General features: G+C 63.9%; 22 protein-coding genes. 5 read left to right on the top strand and 17 right to left on the bottom strand.

All coding sequences use genetic code 11. The features are described from left to right. The first annotated feature begins 3 nt into the window (after positions 1 to 3). Entirely contained in the window at positions 4 to 2124 is a 2121-nt protein-coding gene (locus CG51_RS15420) for a UPF0149 family protein (protein WP_035746467.1), read from the top strand. 167 nt (positions 2125 to 2291) lie between these two features. Here CG51_RS15420 and CG51_RS15415 read toward each other — a convergent pair whose 3' ends face one another. Next, on the bottom strand, positions 2292 to 3278 hold the full coding sequence (locus tag CG51_RS15415) for a LysR family transcriptional regulator (protein WP_051930700.1): 987 nt from the start codon (positions 3276 to 3278) through the stop codon (positions 2292 to 2294). A 250-nt stretch (positions 3279 to 3528) separates the two neighbouring features. Between CG51_RS15415 and CG51_RS15410 the strand changes: the two genes are divergently transcribed. Then, positions 3529 to 4161 carry a TetR/AcrR family transcriptional regulator gene (locus CG51_RS15410; protein WP_035746466.1) on the top strand — a complete coding sequence of 211 codons (633 nt, stop codon included), beginning with the start codon at positions 3529 to 3531 and terminating at the stop codon, positions 4159 to 4161. Here the strand turns inward: CG51_RS15410 and CG51_RS15405 are convergent. The 15 genes from CG51_RS15405 to CG51_RS15335 all read right to left on the bottom strand — a co-directional run bounded on the left by CG51_RS15405 (position 4156) and on the right by CG51_RS15335 (position 17293). Beyond that, a complete protein-coding gene (locus CG51_RS15405) occupies positions 4156 to 4377 on the bottom strand; it encodes a DUF2274 domain-containing protein (RefSeq protein ID WP_035746465.1) in 222 nt (73 codons plus the stop codon). The two genes, CG51_RS15410 and CG51_RS15405, sit on opposite strands and share 6 nt — an antisense overlap. Before the next feature lie 2 nt (positions 4378 to 4379). Next, positions 4380 to 5507: a TraB/TrbI/VirB10 family type IV secretion system protein gene (locus tag CG51_RS15400; protein ID WP_035746464.1), complete on the bottom strand. Its 1128-nt coding sequence runs from the start codon at positions 5505 to 5507 to the stop codon at positions 4380 to 4382. Further along, the gene (gene trbG / locus CG51_RS15395; RefSeq protein ID WP_035746463.1) at positions 5504 to 6532 is read right to left on the bottom strand and encodes a P-type conjugative transfer protein TrbG; all 1029 of its coding nucleotides are present in this window, start codon (positions 6530 to 6532) and stop codon (positions 5504 to 5506) included. The genes CG51_RS15400 and trbG overlap by 4 nt, the downstream gene beginning before the upstream one ends. Then, on the bottom strand, positions 6529 to 7218 hold the full coding sequence (trbF, locus tag CG51_RS15390) for a conjugal transfer protein TrbF (protein ID WP_035746461.1): 690 nt from the start codon (positions 7216 to 7218) through the stop codon (positions 6529 to 6531). The genes trbG and trbF overlap by 4 nt, the downstream gene beginning before the upstream one ends. Continuing rightward, positions 7215 to 8573 (bottom strand): P-type conjugative transfer protein TrbL, encoded by a 1359-nt coding sequence (trbL, locus tag CG51_RS15385; RefSeq protein WP_035746459.1) that lies wholly within the window; start codon positions 8571 to 8573, stop codon positions 7215 to 7217. Before trbL ends, trbF begins: the two co-directional genes overlap by 4 nt. 2 nt (positions 8574 to 8575) lie before the next feature. Then, positions 8576 to 8863, bottom strand: a complete 288-nt coding sequence (gene trbK-alt / locus CG51_RS15380; protein ID WP_035746458.1) for a putative entry exclusion protein TrbK-alt — start codon at positions 8861 to 8863, stop codon at positions 8576 to 8578. Between the two features lie 17 nt (positions 8864 to 8880). Beyond that, on the bottom strand, positions 8881 to 9663 hold the full coding sequence (gene trbJ / locus CG51_RS15375) for a P-type conjugative transfer protein TrbJ (RefSeq protein ID WP_035746456.1): 783 nt from the start codon (positions 9661 to 9663) through the stop codon (positions 8881 to 8883). After that, positions 9660 to 12167 (bottom strand): conjugal transfer protein TrbE, encoded by a 2508-nt coding sequence (gene trbE, locus CG51_RS15370; protein ID WP_035746454.1) that lies wholly within the window; start codon positions 12165 to 12167, stop codon positions 9660 to 9662. The genes trbJ and trbE overlap by 4 nt, the downstream gene beginning before the upstream one ends. Before the next feature lie 10 nt (positions 12168 to 12177). Further along, complete coding sequence (locus CG51_RS15365; protein ID WP_035746452.1) at positions 12178 to 12459, bottom strand: VirB3 family type IV secretion system protein; 282 nt, start codon at positions 12457 to 12459, stop codon at positions 12178 to 12180. Then, positions 12459 to 12788, bottom strand: coding sequence for a TrbC/VirB2 family type IV secretion system protein (locus CG51_RS15360; protein ID WP_035746450.1), 330 nt, complete (start codon positions 12786 to 12788; stop codon positions 12459 to 12461). The genes CG51_RS15365 and CG51_RS15360 overlap by 1 nt, the downstream gene beginning before the upstream one ends. Continuing rightward, a complete protein-coding gene (gene trbB, locus CG51_RS15355; RefSeq protein ID WP_299364168.1) occupies positions 12785 to 13735 on the bottom strand; it encodes a P-type conjugative transfer ATPase TrbB in 951 nt (316 codons plus the stop codon). Before trbB ends, CG51_RS15360 begins: the two co-directional genes overlap by 4 nt. A gap of 452 nt (positions 13736 to 14187) precedes the next feature. Next, entirely contained in the window at positions 14188 to 16104 is a 1917-nt protein-coding gene (locus tag CG51_RS15350; RefSeq protein ID WP_035746445.1) for an ATP-dependent helicase, read from the bottom strand. Next, positions 16101 to 16373: a hypothetical protein gene (locus CG51_RS15345; protein ID WP_035746443.1), complete on the bottom strand. Its 273-nt coding sequence runs from the start codon at positions 16371 to 16373 to the stop codon at positions 16101 to 16103. Before CG51_RS15345 ends, CG51_RS15350 begins: the two co-directional genes overlap by 4 nt. A 390-nt stretch (positions 16374 to 16763) precedes the next feature. After that, a complete protein-coding gene (locus CG51_RS15340; protein ID WP_035746442.1) occupies positions 16764 to 16952 on the bottom strand; it encodes a multicopper oxidase domain-containing protein in 189 nt (62 codons plus the stop codon). Next, the gene (locus CG51_RS15335) at positions 16949 to 17293 is read right to left on the bottom strand and encodes an ArsR/SmtB family transcription factor (protein WP_035746440.1); all 345 of its coding nucleotides are present in this window, start codon (positions 17291 to 17293) and stop codon (positions 16949 to 16951) included. The genes CG51_RS15340 and CG51_RS15335 overlap by 4 nt, the downstream gene beginning before the upstream one ends. 56 nt (positions 17294 to 17349) lie before the next feature. Here CG51_RS15335 and CG51_RS15330 point away from each other — a divergent pair, with 56 nt between their 5' ends. The 3 genes from CG51_RS15330 to CG51_RS15320 are packed head-to-tail and all read left to right on the top strand — an operon-like array spanning position 17350 to position 19952. Continuing rightward, on the top strand, positions 17350 to 18204 hold the full coding sequence (locus tag CG51_RS15330) for a cation efflux transmembrane domain-containing protein (RefSeq protein ID WP_035746439.1): 855 nt from the start codon (positions 17350 to 17352) through the stop codon (positions 18202 to 18204). Then, positions 18201 to 18701, top strand: coding sequence for a signal peptidase II (gene lspA, locus CG51_RS15325; protein ID WP_035746438.1), 501 nt, complete (start codon positions 18201 to 18203; stop codon positions 18699 to 18701). The genes CG51_RS15330 and lspA overlap by 4 nt, the downstream gene beginning before the upstream one ends. A gap of 3 nt (positions 18702 to 18704) precedes the next feature. After that, a complete protein-coding gene (locus CG51_RS15320) occupies positions 18705 to 19952 on the top strand; it encodes a cytochrome P450 (protein ID WP_035746437.1) in 1248 nt (415 codons plus the stop codon). On the opposite strand, the gene CG51_RS15315 is transcribed toward CG51_RS15320, so the two are convergent. Continuing rightward, positions 19936 to 20487, bottom strand: coding sequence for a cation diffusion facilitator family transporter (locus tag CG51_RS15315; protein ID WP_233141184.1), 552 nt, complete (start codon positions 20485 to 20487; stop codon positions 19936 to 19938). The two genes, CG51_RS15320 and CG51_RS15315, sit on opposite strands and share 17 nt — an antisense overlap. Between the last annotated feature and the right edge of the window lie 68 nt (positions 20488 to 20555).

The raw sequence follows: 20555 nt of genomic DNA, 5'->3' as shown, positions 1-20555 counted from the left end.
TACGTGTCGGAAGGACCGATCGAGACAGCATTGGCGGAACTGTCGCGGCTGCGGGACGATGATAACGCGCGCGGCGAGATTCTCGACCGCGCAAGCTTTACGATGCTGCATCGGCCTGCATTGGGTGGGCGTCTGGTCGCGAAGCTCTGCGCCACGGAGGAGAGTGCCCCGGAGCTGGAGCCACTCACCGAATTGCTGGCATCGGCACTGAGTGCCGCGCGTATCGCCAAGGAGAACCGAAAGAAGCGCGGCGATGCCTTTCTTGAGGCGGTGGCGGACGCGGTCGAACTGGCTTCTGGCCAGGGGCGCCTGAGCCCCTTCCACCGCCTGCTTCTTGCAAGCGCATGGACGAGGAACGGACTGCCCGCACCCGCATCTCTGGAGGTTTCTTCCGCCGATATGATGCGCGCAGCGCCCGATCCTGCTCCGCAGGATTTTATCGCGGCGGAGGCGGCGCTGGAAGATCTGTTCCGCAGTCTGATCGAGCAGACCGAGGGCGATGCGCTCGCGCTGCATGCAGCGCTGACCGAGACGTTCCCGGCAATGCCGTCGGCAATGCGTCAGCACGTCATTGCATGGTCGGTTGGACGATCGGAGCCGATCCACGTGAAGCTGGCATGTTTCTGGCTGCTCGATCCGTCAGCGCAGATCCGCGCTGCGGCTGCATGGGCGCTGAGCGAACGCGCCACCGCCGGCACGCTGTCGGAAGAGGTTGCAGGCAAGATGGTGATCCTGCGCAGCTGGATGCCTCAGGACGAGGCCCGCGCCTCGGTGGACAAGGCATTGAAACTCGCCATGCGGTCGGGCCTGGTGACCGGCGCATCAGCCAAGCCGTGGACCATCAATTCGGTCATGGCCACACTGCCCGATGGCGGCGGCGCGCAAAGCCTCATGATCGCGCTGCAATCGGGCGGAAGCCGCAAGACCGCGATGCTGCTCTTCAAGCAGGGCCACGGGGTCAAGGACGCCTATGCCGTGCCCTGCACGTCGGCGAGCGAACAGAAGGCGCTGATCAGCCGCATCAGCCAGGAAACCGGCGCGGTCAAGGTGCCCCTCTCCTGGCTCGAAGGCAGCCTCGCCATGGCGCTGGCCGATGGCCTGGCAGCAGGGCTGCCCCCGGCCCCGGGACTCATCGAGGTGGCGGAACTCTGCGGCCTCGACAAGCTGCGACCTGAAGCCGTCACGACCGAAGCCATGATCTCTGCCTTGCCCGCGTCGGAACGTATACGCGACCTCTCGGCGCAGGCGCGAGGCAAGCTGATCAATGCCAGCGAAGGCTGGTGGGATCGTCATGAGATCGTCCAGAGCTGGTTCGAGGAAAGCGATCATGCGCATGAGGTGCTCGAGGGCCGCCACAGCCCGCGCGCGCTGGACTCGGCGCTGTGGCGATGGCTCGAGACCCGACGCGACTTCTGGGCGCGACTTGTCGCGCGGGCGGCCGATGTGCTGACGGCGGCCGACCACCCGGACGCCAACAGCTTCACGGCCACGGCTGTGGCGCTCCTCGAAGGACGCGATCTGAAGAGGATCCCGGTCATGGCCGATGTCCACGACCAGACAGTCGAGGCATGGGTATTCGACGACCCGGACGTGAATCCGGACGCCACGCTCGAGGAATGGGCGGAAGAGGCGGAGGCATGTACGCCAAAGCCGGAGCGGAAGGGCGAACTGGCACGCCTCGTGAAGGGCTCGGCGATCACGGCGGATTGGATCGACGGGTTCCTGATGTCGGTCACCATCGCGCCGAAGGTGATCGCGCCCAACAGGTGGTTGCCCGAAATCCTCGGCAGCGCCATTGGAAACCTGACGCCGGACAGTATCCAGCGCTTCGCCGATCTGATCCTGATGCGCGCGAACGCCTGCGTAGACCAAGCGAACAAGCCTGCGGAATTCACGGCCGCAATGTCCGGGCGCAGCCAGATGGCCATGCGGAACTGGGCGGCCGGGTTCAGCCATGCCTGCGAGCACTTTCGATCGTCCTGGCCTGCGAAGTCCACGGCCCCGGACGATCGGGCGATGATGCAGCGCGCTGCCGATGCGATGGCCACGGGCTTCAGCGCGGCCGAATTGAAGAGTCTCGGCCAGTGGATCGCTGCACGTCATGATCGAAACAGGGGTTCCTGATAGTTGTTTCCACTGCAAATGTCGTCCGAAGGGGCGAGCGCCTGGGCTATCGCGGCGCGCATCCGGCGGAGGTGAGACTATCCGTCGGATCTGAAGGTGGTTGCTGTTCGAGAGCACGCGAGCCAGAGGAAAGCCCCACGACATTCTTGCTTCGAGGGTTGCCATCCTCAGAGAGGTGGTTGTGACAGCACAGAAGCTTTCCCCATCGCGCGAGCCATGCTCAACAAGCGTCGGCAGGCCGGGTTATCGTTTTGATCAGACCAGACCACGCTGAACGGCAACACTTCGTCCGCCAGTTGCCGGAATGCGATCCCCGGAAATTGCCCGACGGTGGTGGCTTCGCTCGTCAAGGTGAGGCCACGACCGACCGCGACCAGCGACAGGATGTTGTCGCGGCCCACATGCTGGGAGTGAATGTCAGGGTGATGACCGAGACCGGCAAGGTGAGCGACCAGATAGTCGTGGATCTCCTGGCCCGGTGCGACATCGCTCACGATGAAGCGTTCACCTGTCAGATCAGGCCATCCGAGTTGGGCTTTGGCAGCCAGCGGGTGGTCGGTCGGCAGCACGACAAAGACCCGTTCGCACCAGAGATGCTCCGTTTCGCAGCCATCCCAGCGAGCGGTTCCGGTAATGAAGGCGATGTCCAGGTCCAGCTTCCGGACAGCCGCGACATGCTCGGCAGGATTTCCGTCCATGAGGTCGATCTGAACCGTCGGATGGTGCCTCCCGAACTTCCGCAGGAGGTCAAACAGAAACCCCGACGCCAGCGACGAGAAAATTCCGACCTTGAGCAGTCCCTGGTCAGCCCGGCCAACCGCAGCGACTTTTGTCACGCCGATGTCGATCTGCCGAAGGGCATGCCGGGCGCTGCGCAGAAACTCCTGCCCGGCGACTGTCAGCCGCACCCCGCCCGAATGTCGTATGAAAAGAGAAGCACCCAATTCATCCTCAAGGTCGCGGATCTGGCGGCTGACCGACGATTCATTGATGGCGAGCGCGATTGCTGCCTTGCGGAAACTCCCTTGGTCCGCCGCTGCAAGGAAATGCCGCAGCTGGCGCAACCGGATTGTGTTCTTACCGGCGCTGCCCTCGACAATACGCGCGAGGACGGAGCTACCAGATGGGGCGTCCCTGTTCCGGCGCGCAGGCATGACGCATCATCCCGAACCGCAGTCGGCTTCTGGCCGGCGTTCGGTCGCGGCCTGCCGGCGAAGGCGACGGCGCGTGCCACAAGAGAGGCGCGCACCATGATGCCCAGATTCGTACGCGACCATCTCCCCTCCTCTCCGCCTCAAACTGAATGTCATTCAGTTCTTGGAATGGTGCTGCTTGACAACGGGTCCGTCAACGAAAAAAATAAATCGTATTCAGTTTCAGCGGACAGTCGCAACAGGGATCTCGATGGCTCGCCCCCGAAAAGAGCAGGAACTTGATATTGCTCGCCGTGCGGTCGAGGAAACGATCCGTCTGCTGGCACAGCAAGGCGACTTCGATGTTCCACTGACCTCGGTGGCACAGGCCGTGGGCTGCACGGCGCCGGCCCTTTACGGCCATTTCCGCAACAAGAATGCTTTACTGCGCGCGGCGCGCAACGAAGGATTTGGACGCCTCTACAACGAGAAGTTCGCGGTTTTCGAACAGATGCGAGGCGATCCGTTCGGCTATTTGCGCGATGGCAGCTATGCCTATGCGCGCTTCGCCCTGGAGAACCCCACTCTGTACCGGCTGATGTTCTCACCGCCCCCGAAGCTTGGGGTGAGCGATGATCCGTGGTCAAGCGAAGCGGGTCGTCAGGTCCTGAGTCTGCTGCTGACAGGCCTGCGCTCATCTCAGGAGCATGGTTACTTGCCGGGTGCTGACCTGCAACGCTACGGCTTCATGTTCTGGTCAACGATCCATGGAGCGGTCAGTCTGAACATTCAGAACCGCCTGCTGGACCACGCGGCGAAGTGGGACTCGACGCAGAGCGTGATAGACGCGCTCATGGAGATGATCGCGGCAACCGGCCCGGCCAAACACCCGATCACGTCATGAGCGGATCTTTCGCGCCTTTGCAAAGCCACGATCCGTGGCGATGAACCGCTCCAACATCGGTACGATCAGCCTGACGGGATCGGCGGTGGGCTGGCCGGTCTCGCGGGCCAGTACCTCGGCATAGGCGACCAGATCGCGGTGAAGCGACGCGGGCAGTTCCACCGTCACCTTCACGGGCTTGTCGTCGGGGAGCGGGCCGAGTTTCAGCTTTGTCATGGTCAACCTCCTGCCGGCTCGAATACCAGATCGCGGGTGACGATGATCCTGACCGGGTAGCCAGGACGGATCGTCAGTGTCGGTACGACCTGCAACTGGCGCTGGACGATCTGCTGACCCGCCTGGTTGATGGTATCCTGCGCCCCGTCGCGTATGGCGCGGATCAGTCGATCCTCGTCGCTGCTGGCCAATTCCGCACCGACCGCAAGCAAGGTCGAGAGGCCAGCGGCCCGCATCAGATCCCACCAGTGGTAATCCACGCCATCCTCAAGCCCGGCGTAACCGGAAGCGTCCGCACCCGGCAGGCGCTCCAGGACGATGGAGCGGCCGCCGGGCAGGATCAGGCGATTCCAGACCAACAGGACGCGGCGCTGGCCGAAGGTCACACCGTCATCATATTGGCCGATGATGCGCGTTCCCTGCGGGATCAGCAACAAGCTGCCGGTCGGGCTGTCATAGACGTTCTCGGTCACTTGGGCCGTGATCTGGCCGGGCAGATCGGAACGGATGCCGGTGATAAGCGCCGCCGGGATCACCGCCCCGGCCTGAAGGATATAGGGCGATGCCGGTGGTGCGACGCGATCCGGGGCGACGGTTTGCCGGTCCACAGGCCCGTTGAGAAAAGCGGTATGGCGATCCTGCGCTGGAGCCTGACCACCGAGATCGAGACCCGCGAGGCCGGGCATGGTCGTTCCCGGCGTCGCTCCAGCCCGCGGGCCAGACTGGAAGAACACGCCGCTCAGACGAGCGGCTTCTTCCTCGGCGAGACGCCGCTGCTCATCTGGATCAACGGCGGGCGTCGTGATGGTCGGTGGCGCGACCGGTTGTCCCCGATTCTGCGCCTCAAGTATCGGGCGACCGAGATCGCCCGGCAACGCCGGTCCCAGGACCGGGCCGGTATAGTCGCGCGGCAGGCCGGCAAGCCCATCTGCTGTGGGGCGGTTCTCGGTCGAATAGAGTTCGCCGCCGCCCGGCCCGGCATCGCGGGTCTGGAGAGCGTAGATCAGTGCCCCGCCAATGCCGAGAAGGGCAACGGCTCCGGCGCCTGCCAGCACCTTGCGGGACAGGCGGGTGACGCGGGGCGGCTCGGCGCGCAACCGCATGGGGGCTGCGGTGTCGGTATCGCTCATGAGGGTGATCCTCCCGTGGTCGCACCGGCTGGCTGGGCTGCGGCCCGCGTCTGCTCGACGCGGACGATCCTGACGACCTGCTGGCGGTCGCCGCTGCCGAGGCGAAGTTCCGCTGCGCCGAACAGGCGGTCCACGATCAGGACGTTCCGATGGATGCGGGAATTGACGATCTGCGGTTCGCCGTCCGATCCAAGGACGAACAGAGGCGGCATCTCTCCCTGCACGATGCCACGCGGGAAGACGACATAGACGCGCCTGCCGTCGTCGAAGACGGAAACCGGCCGCCATGGCGGGCTGCTGCCCTGCACCTGCAAGCCGTAACGATAGTTGCGCGCGGTCTCGGCCGGGATGACGGGGGCTGAGGGCGTGGTCACGCGGCTTCCCGGCGGTGGTGTCGGATACGCCCATGCCACGGCAGGCATATAGAGAGCTTCGCGGGCGCGGAGTTCGATCATGTAGATGCGCCGGTCGGTGGTGATGACGAGGTTGGTCGAAATGTCCGGTCGGGTCGGCTTCACCAGCACATGCACCCGGCGGGTCGGGCCGCTGCCGCTCTCCGTGTCACCGATGATCCAGCGGGTGGTGTCTCCGGCGGCAATCGGCCCCGCGCCGGTCAGGCTTTCGCCCGGCTCCAGCGCGATGGTGGTGATTTGCCCGACTGCGGCATAGACCTGATAGAGCGCGCCTTCCGACCAGGGATAAATCTGGATGGCATTATAGTAGCCTTCCCGGCGCGGCTCGACGCGGGCGGCGGCATTGGCGTTCTCGACGCGGGCCGTCGCCGTGCCGGCAGCCTCGCCGCCCCGCGCCACAGTCCAGGCGGGCGGGACGTGCAGCGGCCGGGGCGTTGTGTCGGCTGCGGCGGCCTGCACGGTCGGCACCGGCGGCACATCGGCGTCGTAGCTGAACTGCGGCGTCCGGTTGGTGGCGCAGCCGGCCAGCATGGTGGCGGAAAGCAGCAAAGCCGCGAAGGCGGGTTTGCGGAAAACCGGAAGCCCGGCTTTGCGGAAAGTCGTGGCGGTCATTGGCTCATCTCCCGCGACCAGTTGATCGCGTTGACATAGATTCCGAGGGGATTGGAGCGCAGCCGCTCGGCATTGCGCGGGGTCTGGATCACGACCGTCAGGATCGCGGTCCATCGCTCGGTGGTGGAGAGTTGGCCGTTCTCGTAGTGCCGCTCAGACCAGGCCACACGGAAACTGTCCGGCGACGCCCGGATGATGCTCGATACTTCGACGGCTACCTGCTGGCGGCCGACGCGCGTGAAGGGATCGTTGGAGCGGGCATAGTCGTTCAATGCGGCCGCGCCCCGGTCGGTGGTGAACTCGTAAGCCCTGAGCCAGTTCTGGCGGACGACGATGGCGTCGGCCGGGAGCGCGCGCACCTGTTCGATGAAACGGCCGAGGTGAAAGGCGATCTGCGGGTCGGTCGGCCGATAATCGGCTGCTGCCGGCGCGACGGCTTGCGCCTGGCCGAGATTGTCCACCTGAACGACCCATGGCACGATGCTCCCACGCGCCGATTGCCAGACAAGAGCGCCGGCGAAACCTGCCGCGAGGATCAAGGAGCCGAACGCCATGTAGCGCCAGTTCCTTGCCTGGACCCGGGCCGAGCCGATGCGGTCGTCCCAGACCTGCGCGGCGCGCTGATAGGGCGTTTCGGGTTCCGGCATCTTGCCGTAATGGGTCGTCGGTCGTTTGAAGATGTTCATGTGCGGTTACTTTCGGAAAGGCTGACGGAGGAGCCGCCACCATGGCTGTCGCCGGACCGGACGGCATGGGCGGCAGCGGTGACGCCATGGCTCATCGCCCGGCTGCGGCGCATGTTCTGCGCCCAGGCCGGCGGGCTATCTGCGGCTGAGGGCGTTGACGGATCAGGCGATGGGGCGCCGCCGATCGTGCCCATTGAGGAGCTGCCGCCGGACGCCGCGAACCCCGCTTTTGCGCCGTCGGAATAGCTGGATTTCATACTGTCGGCGGAGCGAGACGCGGCACGCTTGAGGGGCGAGATGGCTGCGGATACTCCGGTGCGCGCCACGCCACCAAGGCCGGACGCGACACCGGCTGCACCGGACCCGCCCATGGAACTGAGCGTATAGGCCGACGAGGCCGCACCGGCGGCCGAGGCCCCGCCGCGGGCAAGTGCAGCACCGCCCGAAAGTGCGGCACCGCCACCACGCGCCGCAAGCATGGTCACGCCACCGCCCGCGACAGCAGCACCGCCGACCGCGAGGCCGGTTCCAACCGCCGCCCCTGCGCTGAGTTGCGGGCCGCCCGAGACGAGGCCGGTGGCGATACCGGGACCGAAGATACCGAGGCCGAGAAGAGAAAGGGCGGCCAGCACGATGGCCATGGCGTCGTCAATGGTCGGGGTCGCACCGCCGAAGCCTGCAGTGAACTGGCCGAAGAGCGTCGAGCCGATGCCGATGATGACGGTCAACACCAGCACCTTGATGCCGGATGAGACGACATTGCCCAGGACCCTTTCAGCCATGAAGGCGGTCTTGCCGAAGAGACCGAAGGGGATCAGCACGAAGCCTGCAAGCGTCGTCAGCTTGAACTCGATCAGGGTGACGAAGAGCTGGATCGCCAGGATGAAGAAGGCGAGGATCACCAGTGCCCAGGCGAAGAACAGGCAGAGGATCTGCACGAGGTTTTCAAAGACCGCGATCCAGCCCATGAGATCGGAAATGGATTCGAGCAGCGGGCGCCCGGCATCGAGGCCGATCTGGGCGACGCGGCCAGGGCGCAGGAGATCGGCGGCAGAAAACCCCGTGCCCGAGGCCATGAGGCCGAGGCCGGCGAAGCTCTCGAAGACGATGCGGGCGAGATTGTTCCAGTTGGCGATGATATAGGCGAAGACGCCGACGAAGATCGTCTTCTTCACCAGGCGCGCGATGATGTCGTCGTCGGCGCCCCAGGCCCAGAACAGGGCGGCGAGCGTCACGTCGATGACGATGAGCGTCGTGGCAATAAAGGCAACCTCACCGCCGAGCAGGCCAAAGCCCGAGTCGATGTAGCCGGTGAAGATGCCGAGAAAATTGTCGATGACCCCCGTCCCGCCCATGATTATCGCCCCTCATCCGGGCCAGGCGTCGACGGCGCGGGTGTCCGGCCGAGAAACTGGTCGCGGGTCTCGGCCCAGATGCCCAGGCAGGCGGCATCATTGGCTGCCGCCTCTCCCATCTCCTGACAGCGGCGCTGCCCTTCGCGCAGGGGATCGACCTGACGCGAAAGAGCAGGAGCGGAAGGTGCTGGCGCGGGGGCTTCCTCGCGGGTCATCTCGATGATCGCCGCGGTGATCGCGACGGCGACGAACACGATGGCGGCAATCCGGACCAGCACCTTCCCTTCCATGATCTGCCCTCCCCGGCTCAGTTGAACATCTGCGCGTTGCCGGGCTGGTAGCCCGAACCCGGGGTGAGGAACCGCTCGCGCTGGATGCGGCCCTGCTCGGCGGCGGTCGCGCGTTCGGCCTCCATGAGGGCCTCGGCCCGGCCATTGGCCGAGATGACCGCGATCAGGTCGGAAAGCTGCTGCGACTGGAGGGCGAGAAGCTGGTTGCCGGCCTGAGTGGCCTGAAGCGCGCCGGTCGCGCCCTGGCTTTCGCCGACGAGCGCGGACATCTCGGCCCGGTTGCTGTCGATGTTGCCGACAACGCCGGCCTGCACCCGCATGGCATCCTGGAGGCCCCCGACGGTATTCTCCCAGCGGGACCGGGCATCGGCAATGAGCTGCTGGTCGGTCGCGGTCAGGGACAGATTGCCGTAGTCCTGCTGGAACATCTGGTCGATGTTCTGCACATCGAAGGCGATGTTCTGGGCCTGACCGAGAAGCTGCTGAGTGCGCTGGACGTTCTGCTGAAGCTGCTGGAGCGACGAATACGGCAGGCTCGCGAGATTGCGGGCCTGGTTGATCAGCATCTGTGCCTCGTTCTGGAGCGAGGTGATCTGATTGTTGATCTGCTCCAGCGTGCGCGCGGCGGTCAGCAGGTTCTCGGCATGGTTGGTCGGGTCATAGACGATCCGGCCGAACCCGCCGAAGAAGGCATGGGCCGGTGTCGTGAACACCGGCGCCAGAGCCAGCGGCACGGAGAGCGCAAGCAAGAGCGTCGAGGCGCTTGCCATGCGGATGAACCGGGGAATTGCGCGCTTCATGGGGTAATCTCCTCTTCTTCCAGGATGATGCCGAATTCGTTTTCATCGACGACTGGCGGCAGGTGTTCGCTTTCGGTCGCGAGATTGGTGAGGTCCGGGATGAGATCGGCCGCCCAATCGACGCCGCGTACACGTAGCCAGGCGGCGAGAAACCCGTTGCTGCCATACTCGGCGAGGATGTCGCTGATCAGGGCCTGATCGGACTTGGCCGATGCCGCGCAAAGCGCCAGCCCGACTTCTGACAATCCGAGGTCGAACAGGCGGTTGCCGCGCCGCGACTGGCAGTAGTAGTCCCGCTTGGGCGTGGCCCGTGCGAGGATCTCGATCTGGCGATCGTTGAGGCCGAAGCGGCGATAGATCGCGGTGATCTGCGGCTCGATGGCGCGCTCATTTGGCAGCAGAAGCCGTGTCGGGCAGCTTTCGATGATCGCGGGTGCAATGGCCGAATTGTCGATGTCCGACAGCGACTGCGTGGCGAAGATGACGCTGGCGTTCTTTTTGCGCAGGGTCTTGAGCCATTCTCTGAGCTGGTCCGCGAACCCTTCGTCATCGAGCGCCAGCCAGCCCTCGTCGATAATCAGCATCGTCGGCCGGCCATCGAGCCGGTCGCCGATACGGTGGAACAGGTAAGAGAGGACGGCGGGCGCCGCGCCGGTGCCGACCAAGCCTTCGATCTCATATGCCTGCACATCCGACGAGCCGAGATGCTCGGCCTCCGCATCGAGCAGCCGACCATAGGGACCGCCGACGCAATAGGAGCGCAGCGCCTGTTTCAGGTCATTGGACTGAAGCAGCACGGCGAGGCCGGTGATGGTGCGTTCCCCGACCGGAGCCGAGGCAAGTGAGGTCAGCGCGGTCCAGAGATGTTCCTTCACCTCGGGCGTGATCTGGATGTTCTCGCGCATCAGGATCGCCACGATCCAGTCGGCGGCCCAGGCACGTTCGGATGTCTCGTGGATGCGGGCCAGCGGTTGCAACGAAACCGACGTCTCGGAAGCGTCGGTCAGTTCACCGCCGAGATCATGCCAGTCACCCTGCATCGCGAGTGCGGAGGCGCGGATGGAGCCGCCGAAATCGAAGGCGAAGACCTGTGAGCGCGCGTACCGACGGAACTGCAAGGCCATCAGCGCCAGCAGCACCGACTTGCCGGCGCCGGTCGGTCCGACGACAAGGGTATGGCCTACGTCGCCGACATGAAGGGACAGCCGGAACGGGGTCGATCCTTCGGTTCTGCCGTAAAGCAGCGGGGGTGCGCCGAAGTGATCGTCCCGTTCCGGCCCCGCCCACACAGCGGACGAAGGGACCATGTGGGCAAGGTTGAGCGTCGAGACCGGCGGCTGGCGGACATTGGCATAGGCATGTCCGGGCAGGCTGCCGAGCCAGGCGTCGACGGCATTGACCGTCTCGACCATGACGCTGAAATCGCGGGACTGGATGATCTTCTCGACCAGCCGCAGCTTTTCGTCGGCGCGGCGGGCGTCCTCGCCCCAGACGGTGACGGTCGCCGTGACATAGGCCATGCCGGCCATGTCGGCGCCGAGTTCCTGCAACGCCATATCCGCGTCGGCGGCCTTGTTCGCGGCATCGGTGTCCACGAGCGCGGATTGCTCGTTGGTCATCACCTCCTTGATGATCGCCGCGATGCTCTTGCGCTTGGCGAACCATTGCCGGCGGATTTTGGTCAGCAGCCGGGTCGCGTCGGTCTTGTCCATGAGGATGGCGCGGGTGGACCATCGGTAGGGAAAGGCCAGCCGGTTCATCTCGTCGAGGAGGCCGGGGGTGGTCGTGCCGGGAAAGCCGGTGATCGTCAGCACCCGGAGATGCGACAAGCCCAGGCGCGGCTCCAGCCCGCCGGTCAGCGGCTGATCGGCCAGCAGAGCGTCGAGATACATCGGCACTTCCGGCACGCGGACGCGATGCCGATTGGTCGAGATGGTGGAATGGAGGTAGGTCAGCGTGCCGGCGTCATCGAGCCAGCTACATTCCGGCATGAAGCCGTCGAGCAGCGCCAGCACGCGGTCGGTGCGGTCGATGAAGCCGCGCACCAGCTCCCACGGGTTCACGCCCGAGGTCTCGCGGCCCTCGTAAAGCCAGGACTCCGATCGTGCGGCATCTTCGGCGGGCGGGAGCCAGAGGAAGGTCAGGAAGTAACCGGAGACGAAATGGCTGCCCTCTTCCTCGAAATCGGCCTTGCGCTCGGCATCGACCAATGCCGAGGCGGGATCGGGGAAGCGGTCCGCAGGATAGGTTGCGGCCTCCGAACGCTGTGCTTCCACGAAAATGGCCCAGCCAGAGCCGAGACGGCGGAAGGCGTTGTTCAGCCGTCCCGCGACCGCAACCAGTTCGGCCGCGACGGCGGAATCCAGATCGGGGCCACGAAACTTCGCCGTCCGCTGAAACGAGCCATCCTTGTTGAGGACAACTCCCTCCCCGACCAGCGCCACCCAGGGCAGATAATCGGCCAGGCGGGAAGCGGTGCGGCGGTATTCTGCGAGATTCATCATGGATCAAACCTCACACCGAGAGATGGCCGGGGATGCGCAGATGGCGGCGCGCGACCTCGACGAAGAGCGGATCGCGCTTGGCGGCCCAGACGGCGGCGATGTGACCGACCGCCCAGATCAGGATGCCGGCGAGCCAGAGCTGGAGGCCGAGGCCGACTGCCCCGGCCAGCGTGCCGTTCAGGATCGCGACGGATCGCGGCGCCCCACCGAGCAGGATCGGCTCGGTCAGGGCGCGGTGGACCGGGACAGCGAAGCCCGGCACCGCGTCGAGCGCCTCGAAACTCACGGCCATCAGACCAGCGCTCCGCCGCCGAAGCTGAAGAACGAGAGGAAGAAGGAGCTGGCGGCGAAGGCGATGGAGATGCCGAAGACGATCTGGATCAGTCGCCTGAAGCCGCCGCCGGTGTCGCCGAAAGCCAACGTCAGGCCTGTGACGATGATGATAATCACCGCCACGATTTTCGCCACCGGCCCTTCGACGGATTCGAGGATGGATTGCAACGGCGCTTCCCAGGGCATCGAAGAGCCGGAGGCAAAGGCCGGGGATGTCATCAGGCTCACCCAGGCGAAGGCGGCGGCGGTTGCGATATGGTGACGGATGCGGAAGGCGCGACGGATCATGCAGGTTCTCCAGTGTTGCGAGTGGTGCCGGGTTCTGAAAAGGCGGGGAAAATCCGGTAGTCGCCGTCGGGACCGAGACCATCGACGCGGGCGAGTTCGACAAGCCGCCGTGCGGAACCGCGACCGGCAAGGACGGCCACGAGGTCGATGGTTTCGGCGATCATGGCGCGCGGGACGGTGACGACGGCTTCCTGGATCAATTGTTCGAGGCGGCGAAGCGCGCCGATGCCGGAACCGGCATGGATGGTGCCGATCCCTCCGGGGTGCCCGGTGCCCCAGGCTTTGAGGAGATCGAGCGCCTCGGCGCCACGCACCTCACCGATCGGAATACGGTCGGGACGCAGCCGCAGCGAGGAACGGACCAGATCGGACAGAGTGGCAACGCCATCCTTGGTCCGCATGGCGACAAGGTTGGGTGCCGCGCATTGCAGCTCGCGGGTGTCCTCGATGATGACGACGCGATCCTGCGTCTTGGCCACCTCGGCCAGCAGCGCATTGGTCAGCGTGGTCTTGCCGGTGGACGTGCCACCGGCGACGAGGATGTTCGCACGCGACTGGACGGCGGCGCGGAGCGTTTCCGCTTGACCGGCGGACATGATGCCGGCCGCCACGTAGTCGTCGAGTGTGAAGACCGTGACGGCGGGCTTGCGGATGGCGAAGGCGGGTGCGGCGACGACCGGCGGCAGCAGGCCCTCGAAGCGCTCGCCGGTCTCCGGCAGTTCGGCCGAGACGCGGGGGCTGCGGGCATGCACTTCCACACCGACATGGTGGGCGACCAGCCGCACGATGCGCTCACCATCGGCAGCCGACAGTATCTCGCCCGTATCGGCCAGTCCCTCGGACAGCCGGTCCACCCAGATCCGGCCATCGGGGTTCAGCATGACCTCGACGACCGACGGGTCTTGCAGCAGGGCTGAGATGGCAGGCCCGAGCGCCGTTCGGAGCATGCGCGCGCCGCGGTCCACCGTTGCCTGATTGTGGTTGATGCCTGCCATCTCGTCCCCGTTCCACCGGGGAGGCGAGAGTTCCCCGGATGGGGATGACTAAAAGAGACCCCAAAGCGGCCGTTTCAACAAGTTTCGACCGTCGTAGTAGTGTGGCGTGCAAATACAGGAGAATGGCGGTGATGCTACTCAGGGCCAAGGCGGCGCGGCGCGGGGGAGTCGCTCAACACAAGCCGGCTGATTCGATGAACATTGCGACCTTGCGGACCAAGTTGCCGTTCGCTGCTGAGGCGCGGTAATCGGCTGCACTGCAGCAAGCTCGACCAGCAGGGGCGAAAAGGCGGGCTTTCGCTGCTTCTGCGCCGGAGGCGTGGTGCAATGACGGGGGCGGACATTCGTGGGTTCGTCATCAGTGTCCAGCAGGCCAACCACTTGGTGCTGGACTGATCAGAGCTTCATTGCGCTGGTTGATCGGGCAACACGAAACCCATCTCGCGTAGAAAACGTGACGGTTGCTTGTTCCATCCCCGATAGTTGTCTGCATAGGAGAGGCAGAGCCACTCTCGCGCACGCGTGATAGCCACGAAGCAGTTGCGCCGCTCCTCTTCCATTTCAGCGCTGTTCTCGCCCGCCTTCAGGCTTTGAAAGCTCGGCAAGATGTCCTCCGCCAGTCCGACCACATAAACATGATCGAACTCCTTCCCCTTGGCGCCGTGGATCGTCATAAGGGTCACGGTATTGCTGCCGACTGGGGCTTCCTTTGAGCGGATGGCCAGTTCCTGGAGAAACTGTTCAAGTGGCGCATCGCGGCCGATGGTTTTGCCGATACTTCTCACAAGATCGGACCAAGCCGCCCGGTCTTCTGCAATGTCACTGGCTTCATCGTCCTGCGCCGGGATCATGGCGAGGACTGCGTCAACAAACTGCCTGAACCGCGCGGGCTCCTTTGCGAAGGTTGCAGCTACATCGACGAGAGCGTTGCCATTGACATCATCACCCAGTCCGGCTTTGACCGCTACCGCCCATTCATCGAGCAGGGAGCGTTCCGTCAATTCGGTGGCGGTGATGATGAGATCGACACGGGCGTCAGTGCCAAACCAACGATTGAAAGCGCCGGTCAGGGTTTCCAGCGCACGCCGATCAAGCGGGCGCAGCGCTTGGCGAAGTACGGCAGTGAGCCACAGGAACTGAGGTGATCGGAAATCATCGCGGCGCTGAGAAATGACCGCACTGACCTGCTTCTGCGTCAGCGCGGATTGAAGCTTTTCTAGCATGTAGCGCGTACGGGCCAGTACCGCGACTTCACCCCATCGAGCGCGGTCGATTTTGGCGATGCCTTCCGCAATCGACGCGGCTTCCACCTCGTCGGTGGAATAGCGTAGGACGCGGATGTGCTGTTCATCGCGATATTTCAGCGAGGTCTTGCCCGCCTCCAGCGGCTGCTTGGCGGCCGTGCGTTGCAGATTATGGACCACAAGATGGTTCGCGGCGGCAACAATTGCGGGCGGACAACGGTAGTTTGTGGGAAGCTGCAGTTCCTGCGGGGAAAAGTCGGCTCGGAACCGCTGGATCTGTTGGTAGCTCGCGCCGTTCCACTGGTAGATGATCTGGTCATCGTCGGCGACGGCGAAGACATTCCTGAAATCCTTGCCGGCGAGCGCGCGGATTAGTCGGTACTGCCCATCGGTAGTGTCCTGAAACTCGTCGAACATCCAGTAGGCATAGGTCTTGCGATAGCGTCCGGCGATGCCGGGGAAGTCTGTGACAAGGCGATAGGCCTGGGCGATGAGCGAACCAAAATCTAGGGCATTGGCTTGGGTGAGCGCCGCCTCGTATGCGGTGTATACCTGCTCCACCCGTGCGCCATCGGACGGATCACGAAAGTATCGGGCCGAGCCTGTCGGTTGGATAAGCTGCGACTTAAGCTTGTCAATGGTAGACAGAAGCCGAACGTCGTTTTGGCTCAGGCCCGCCTGTTTGATCGCGTCGCGCAAAATTTCCTGGCGATCGACGTCGAGCGAGTAGATTGCAAAATCAGGGTTGATGCCAATGTGGGAGCCGTGCTGCTGCAGCATCTGCATGCAGAAGGAGTGAAAGGTCCCGATCAGAGCGCGCCGTTCCTGTTCAGGTACCAATGCAGTGACGCGCGCGGACATTTCGTCAGCCGCCTTGTTGGTGAAGGTCAGAGCCAGCACGCGGAACGAACGATCGGGCGTATCGGCAAGCAGCTTGGCCACCCGCGTCGTCAGGACGCGGGTCTTGCCGGAGCCGGGGCCGGCGAGAACGAACATCGGGCCATCGCGCCAAGCGACAGCGATACTTTGTGCTTCGGTCAGTTCTGACAATGCCACGTTGAGGGCGGTATCGGTCATGTTAGGCCTCTCAATGCCAAGATTGCATTGCGGAATGATGCAGGCATGCGCTGCGCCAGCGCCGGGTTCTCGGCGCACTGTTTTGCGAGGACGGCTGCGTAGCCGCTCTTGTCGTTCTCGAGTGCCGCAATCAATGTCGCATCGTCAAAATCCGCTGCTCCTACGTTTCCAAAAGAGACAAGAATTGCTTTCAGTTCGTTTTGCAGTCCATCTGCTATGAGCTGCTGTTCGAGATAACCGGCCGGCAACGAGAAGGTGCGGCGAGCCATTTCCTCGGCGGAAAACTTTCGTGCGGTGATCCTGGCGATGTAGCCGAGCCCGGCGGCATCTCCATCGACGACGGCAAGCCAAGGATAACCGAGCGCTCTTGCAAGTACCGCAAATATCTACCGTGTGCCTTCGGTCAACAACCTTGCGGATTATACCGAGCTGCCGTTCATGCTTGGCGCGGCGAAGGTCGGTAGCGAGCCCTTTTTGACGAATGCTGCCGAGCGACTGGACGGCCGCTTCGGCGGACCCGCAGCTTAGCGAGGTGTTCTCCGTTCGGGTCTAGACATACTCCGTAATGCGTTTCAACAAGGCGACACCGGCACCTGATAGAACGCCGCAAGAAGACGTAAGCTCTTGACGACGCCCGGTGTCGAGCGGGTGGGGTCCTGTTATGTGACCGTAAACTGCCCCATCATGCCCGCATCCTCGTGTTCGAGGATGTGGCAGTGATACATGAATGGTGTCTCTTCCGAAGCCAGCTTGTCGAACCTCAGCAGGATTCCGGTCGGACCCTGCACACGGACAACATCTTTCCAACCGATCTGCGCCGAGTCGACCGGCCGTCCGTTCTGACTCACGCCTCACGATAATTGTCACACGCCTCAACACCCTTTGCGACCACGTCGAGAAGTGCGTCCACATCGTTCAGAAGGACCGTGATGCGCGGGTTGCTGATACGGTAACGGATGAAGCGCCCTTCGCGGTCGCTGGCGACAAGCCCGCAGTCCAGCAGGCACCTCAGATGGTTGGAGACGTTGGGTTGCGATAGTTCGGTCCGCTCGACGATCTCGTGAACGGCCAATGGCTCGTTGCAAAGTGCACCGAGGATGGCCAGGCGGCTCGGGTCCGCGAAGCCGCGGAACAGCTTCGCCCGTCGCTCGATGGTTGCGCTCTTGCGGTCATCGACCAATTGCGCCATATCACTCCTCGCTGATATGTTGTTCTTCGATTCATCCTAGCAGGAATAGCGCGACCATGGCCAACACCGAAAATGCCGGATCGACGGCAGATGTCCCGCCCGTCCGTTACCGGGTTTCCGGTATGGATTGCGCCAAGGATGCCGCGCAGATCGAGCGGGCGGCACAGGCAGCCGGGGTCGCGCCCGGCGATGTGAAAGTGTCGGCCGCGACGCACATCATGACACTGACTGCACCCGAAGTGCGCCTGCCGGACATCGAAAAGGCAGTCGCGGTGACAGGCTATGGCTTCGACCGGATCGAGGGCGATGAAGACATTCCGCCGAATCCCGCCCATCAGGACCCGGCCTACCGCCGTGCCCTCTGGATCGTCGTGATCCTGAACGTGGGATACGGGGTCCTCGAAATGATCGGCGGTTTCATTTCCGGATCGCAGGCCGTGAAGGCCGATGCGCTCGATTTCATCGGCGATGGCGCGATCACCTTCCTCGGCCTGCTGGCCATCGGCTGGAGCCTCGCTTGGCGGGCACGGTCGGCTCTGATCCAAGGCATCTTCCTCGGGCTCCTCGGTCTTGGCGTCCTCGGCACGACCATCGTCCGGGTCTTCGAACGGACGACGCCGGATGCGGGTCTCATGGGCCTGCTTGGCATGATTGCCCTTGTCGTCAACGTCATCTCCGTTCTGCCGCTGCTGCCGTTCCGCAAGGGCGACGCGAACATGCGGGCCGTCTGGCTTTTCTCTCGCAACGACGCCATCGGCAATGCGGCGGTTGTCGTTGCCGCCGGTCTCGTGGCGTGGCTGGGCAGCGCCTGGCCGGACCTCATCGTCGCCTTCGGCATCGCCGGACTGTTCCTGCACTCGTCCTGGGCGATCATTCGCGATGCGCGGGCCGATCTGAAGGCGCCGGCATGAATAGCCGCTTTCTGGGCGGGCTTTGCGCGATCGCAGCCTTTGGTCTCGATCAGGGCACCAAGGCGCTTGCCCTGAACACACCGGCGCTTGAGCGCGGAGTCGAGGTTCTGCCCTTTCTCAATCTCGTGCGGGTTCTGAACGATGGCGTCAGCTTCGGTATGTTGGGCGGGATCGTGCCATGGTGGGGTCTCATCGCACTTGCTGCCGTAATCGTGGCATGGCTGCTGATCTGGTTGTGGCGCGCGCCGGACAGGCTGACGGCTGCCGCTCTCGGTCTGATCATCGGCGGCGCGCTCGGCAATGTCCTCGACCGGCTGCGTTATCAGGCCGTCCCGGATTTTCTGGATTTCCATTACGGAACATACCACTGGCCGTCCTTCAATCTTGCGGATGTGGCGATTTTCTGCGGTGCGGCCCTGCTGTTCTGGGACAGCTTCCGCTCGGCGCAGAACAAGCCCGAACGTAACCACCGAGAAGAAAACGTTACGGGGAAATAATCGATGTCCAGCATTCCATCCGCAAAGGGCATCGACAGCACGCTTGCCCTGCTGCGCAACCCATATGGGTTCATTCCGGACACATGCCGCGATCTTGAGGGCGACCTGTTCGAGACCCGCATCCTCTTTCAAAAGACGATCTGCATGACTGGTGCCGCAGCTGCGGAGGTCTTCTATTCCGAGGATGGGCTCGTGCGCGCAGGCTCGATGCCGAAGCGTATCCAGAGAACCCTGCTCGGCGAAAAGGGCATCCAGGGGCTCGATGGCGAGGCCCACCGTCATCGGAAGCGGATGTTTATGTCACTCATGGCGTCGGAGCGGATCGAAGCTCTCGAAAACACGACGCGGGACCTGTTGGACCGCTACGCACGGGACTGGCAAGCGGCGGAGAAGGTCGTTCTCTACGACGAAGTGCGCGAAATCCTCACCAGAGCTGCCTGCGCCTGGTCGGGCGTGCCGCTTCCCGAAGCGGAGGTCAAGACGCGGACGGCGCAGATGACGGCGCTCTTCCAAGACGCCGGGGCGGTCGGCTGGAAGCACTGGGGTGCGCGTCTGGCGCGGCATCGCGCAGAGCGTTGGATAGCCGGGATTATTGAACGGGTGCGCGACGGAAGCCTTCAGACAGGACAGGAAAGCGCCGCCCATGTCGTCGCGACGTGGCGCGATCTGAATGGGGAGCTGCTGACCTCCAAGGTTGCCGCCGTGGAGCTTCTGAACGTAGTACGCCCGATCGTCGCCGTCTCTGCGTTCATCGCCCAGGCGGCGCATGCCCTGCATCGGCATCCCGAGTGGCGGCAAAAGCTGAAGGACGACGAGGGACAGCTCGAACCTTTCGTGCAAGAGGTCCGCCGTCTGTATCCGTTCTTTCCCGCGGTCGCGGCACGGGTGAAGAGCGATTTCGAGTGGCGCGGATATCGCTTTTCCAAAGGGTACAGGGTTCTGCTCGACCTCTACGGCACAAATACCGACGCTCGCTCGTGGGACGCGCCGCAAGAGTTCCGGCCCGAGCGGTTTCACGATCGGGAGGCCACCCCCTACGACTTCATTCCGCAGGGCGGTGGTGATCACCACAGGAACCACCGTTGTCCGGGCGAGTGGATCGCGATCAGCCAGATGAAGGCGTTTTGCAGTTTCTTCGTGAACGCCATCGACTACGAAGTGCCAGATCAGGATCTGGATCTGGAAACCGAAGAACTGCCGCCCATGCCTAAATCCCGGTTCATCATGCGCAACGTCAGGCGTCGGCAGTAGCGTCGGCCTCCTCCGGATCGACCGACCGCGCATCCTTGGTGGCCTCAAACGCTTCCCACGCAACGTAGGGCACGATCAGAAGCGCCGCGACCGGGTCGGCCCACCACCAGCCCATCCATTGCGTCAGACCGATCCCGGCCAACACCACGATTGTCTGATACTGGCAGATCATGGTGTCCTTGGCATCGTACTTCAGGGCGGGCGCATCGAGCCGTTTGCCATAGCGATACTTGCCCCAGGCGAGGAACGGGTTGACCACGAGCGAAGCACCCAGAATCGCGATACCCCACCAGTTGAAGCCCGGCGCCTTCTGCGAAATGAAGGCGGAGACCGCCTCGTAGAGGATCGCCGCGACGACGATCCAGAACGCACAGGCAACCACGTAGAGCGCGACCTTCTTGCGGTGCAGGACCGTGCGCTTGCCGGCACCTCTCTCCCCCTTCAAGCGCCAGATCAGCGTCGCGGCTGAGGTGGCTTCGACCGTGCTGTCGAGACCCCAGCTTACCAGTGCCGCGCTGCCGGTCAGAAGTCCCACGGTGACGGATACGACGACCTCGATGATGTTGTAGACGAGGCTGGCGATCTCGACGCGGATGCCGCGCG

The organism is Haematobacter missouriensis, from assembly GCF_000740775.1.
Classification (GTDB): Bacteria; Pseudomonadota; Alphaproteobacteria; order Rhodobacterales; family Rhodobacteraceae; genus Haematobacter; species Haematobacter missouriensis.
This window is presented reverse-complemented; position numbering and strand designations above follow the sequence as displayed.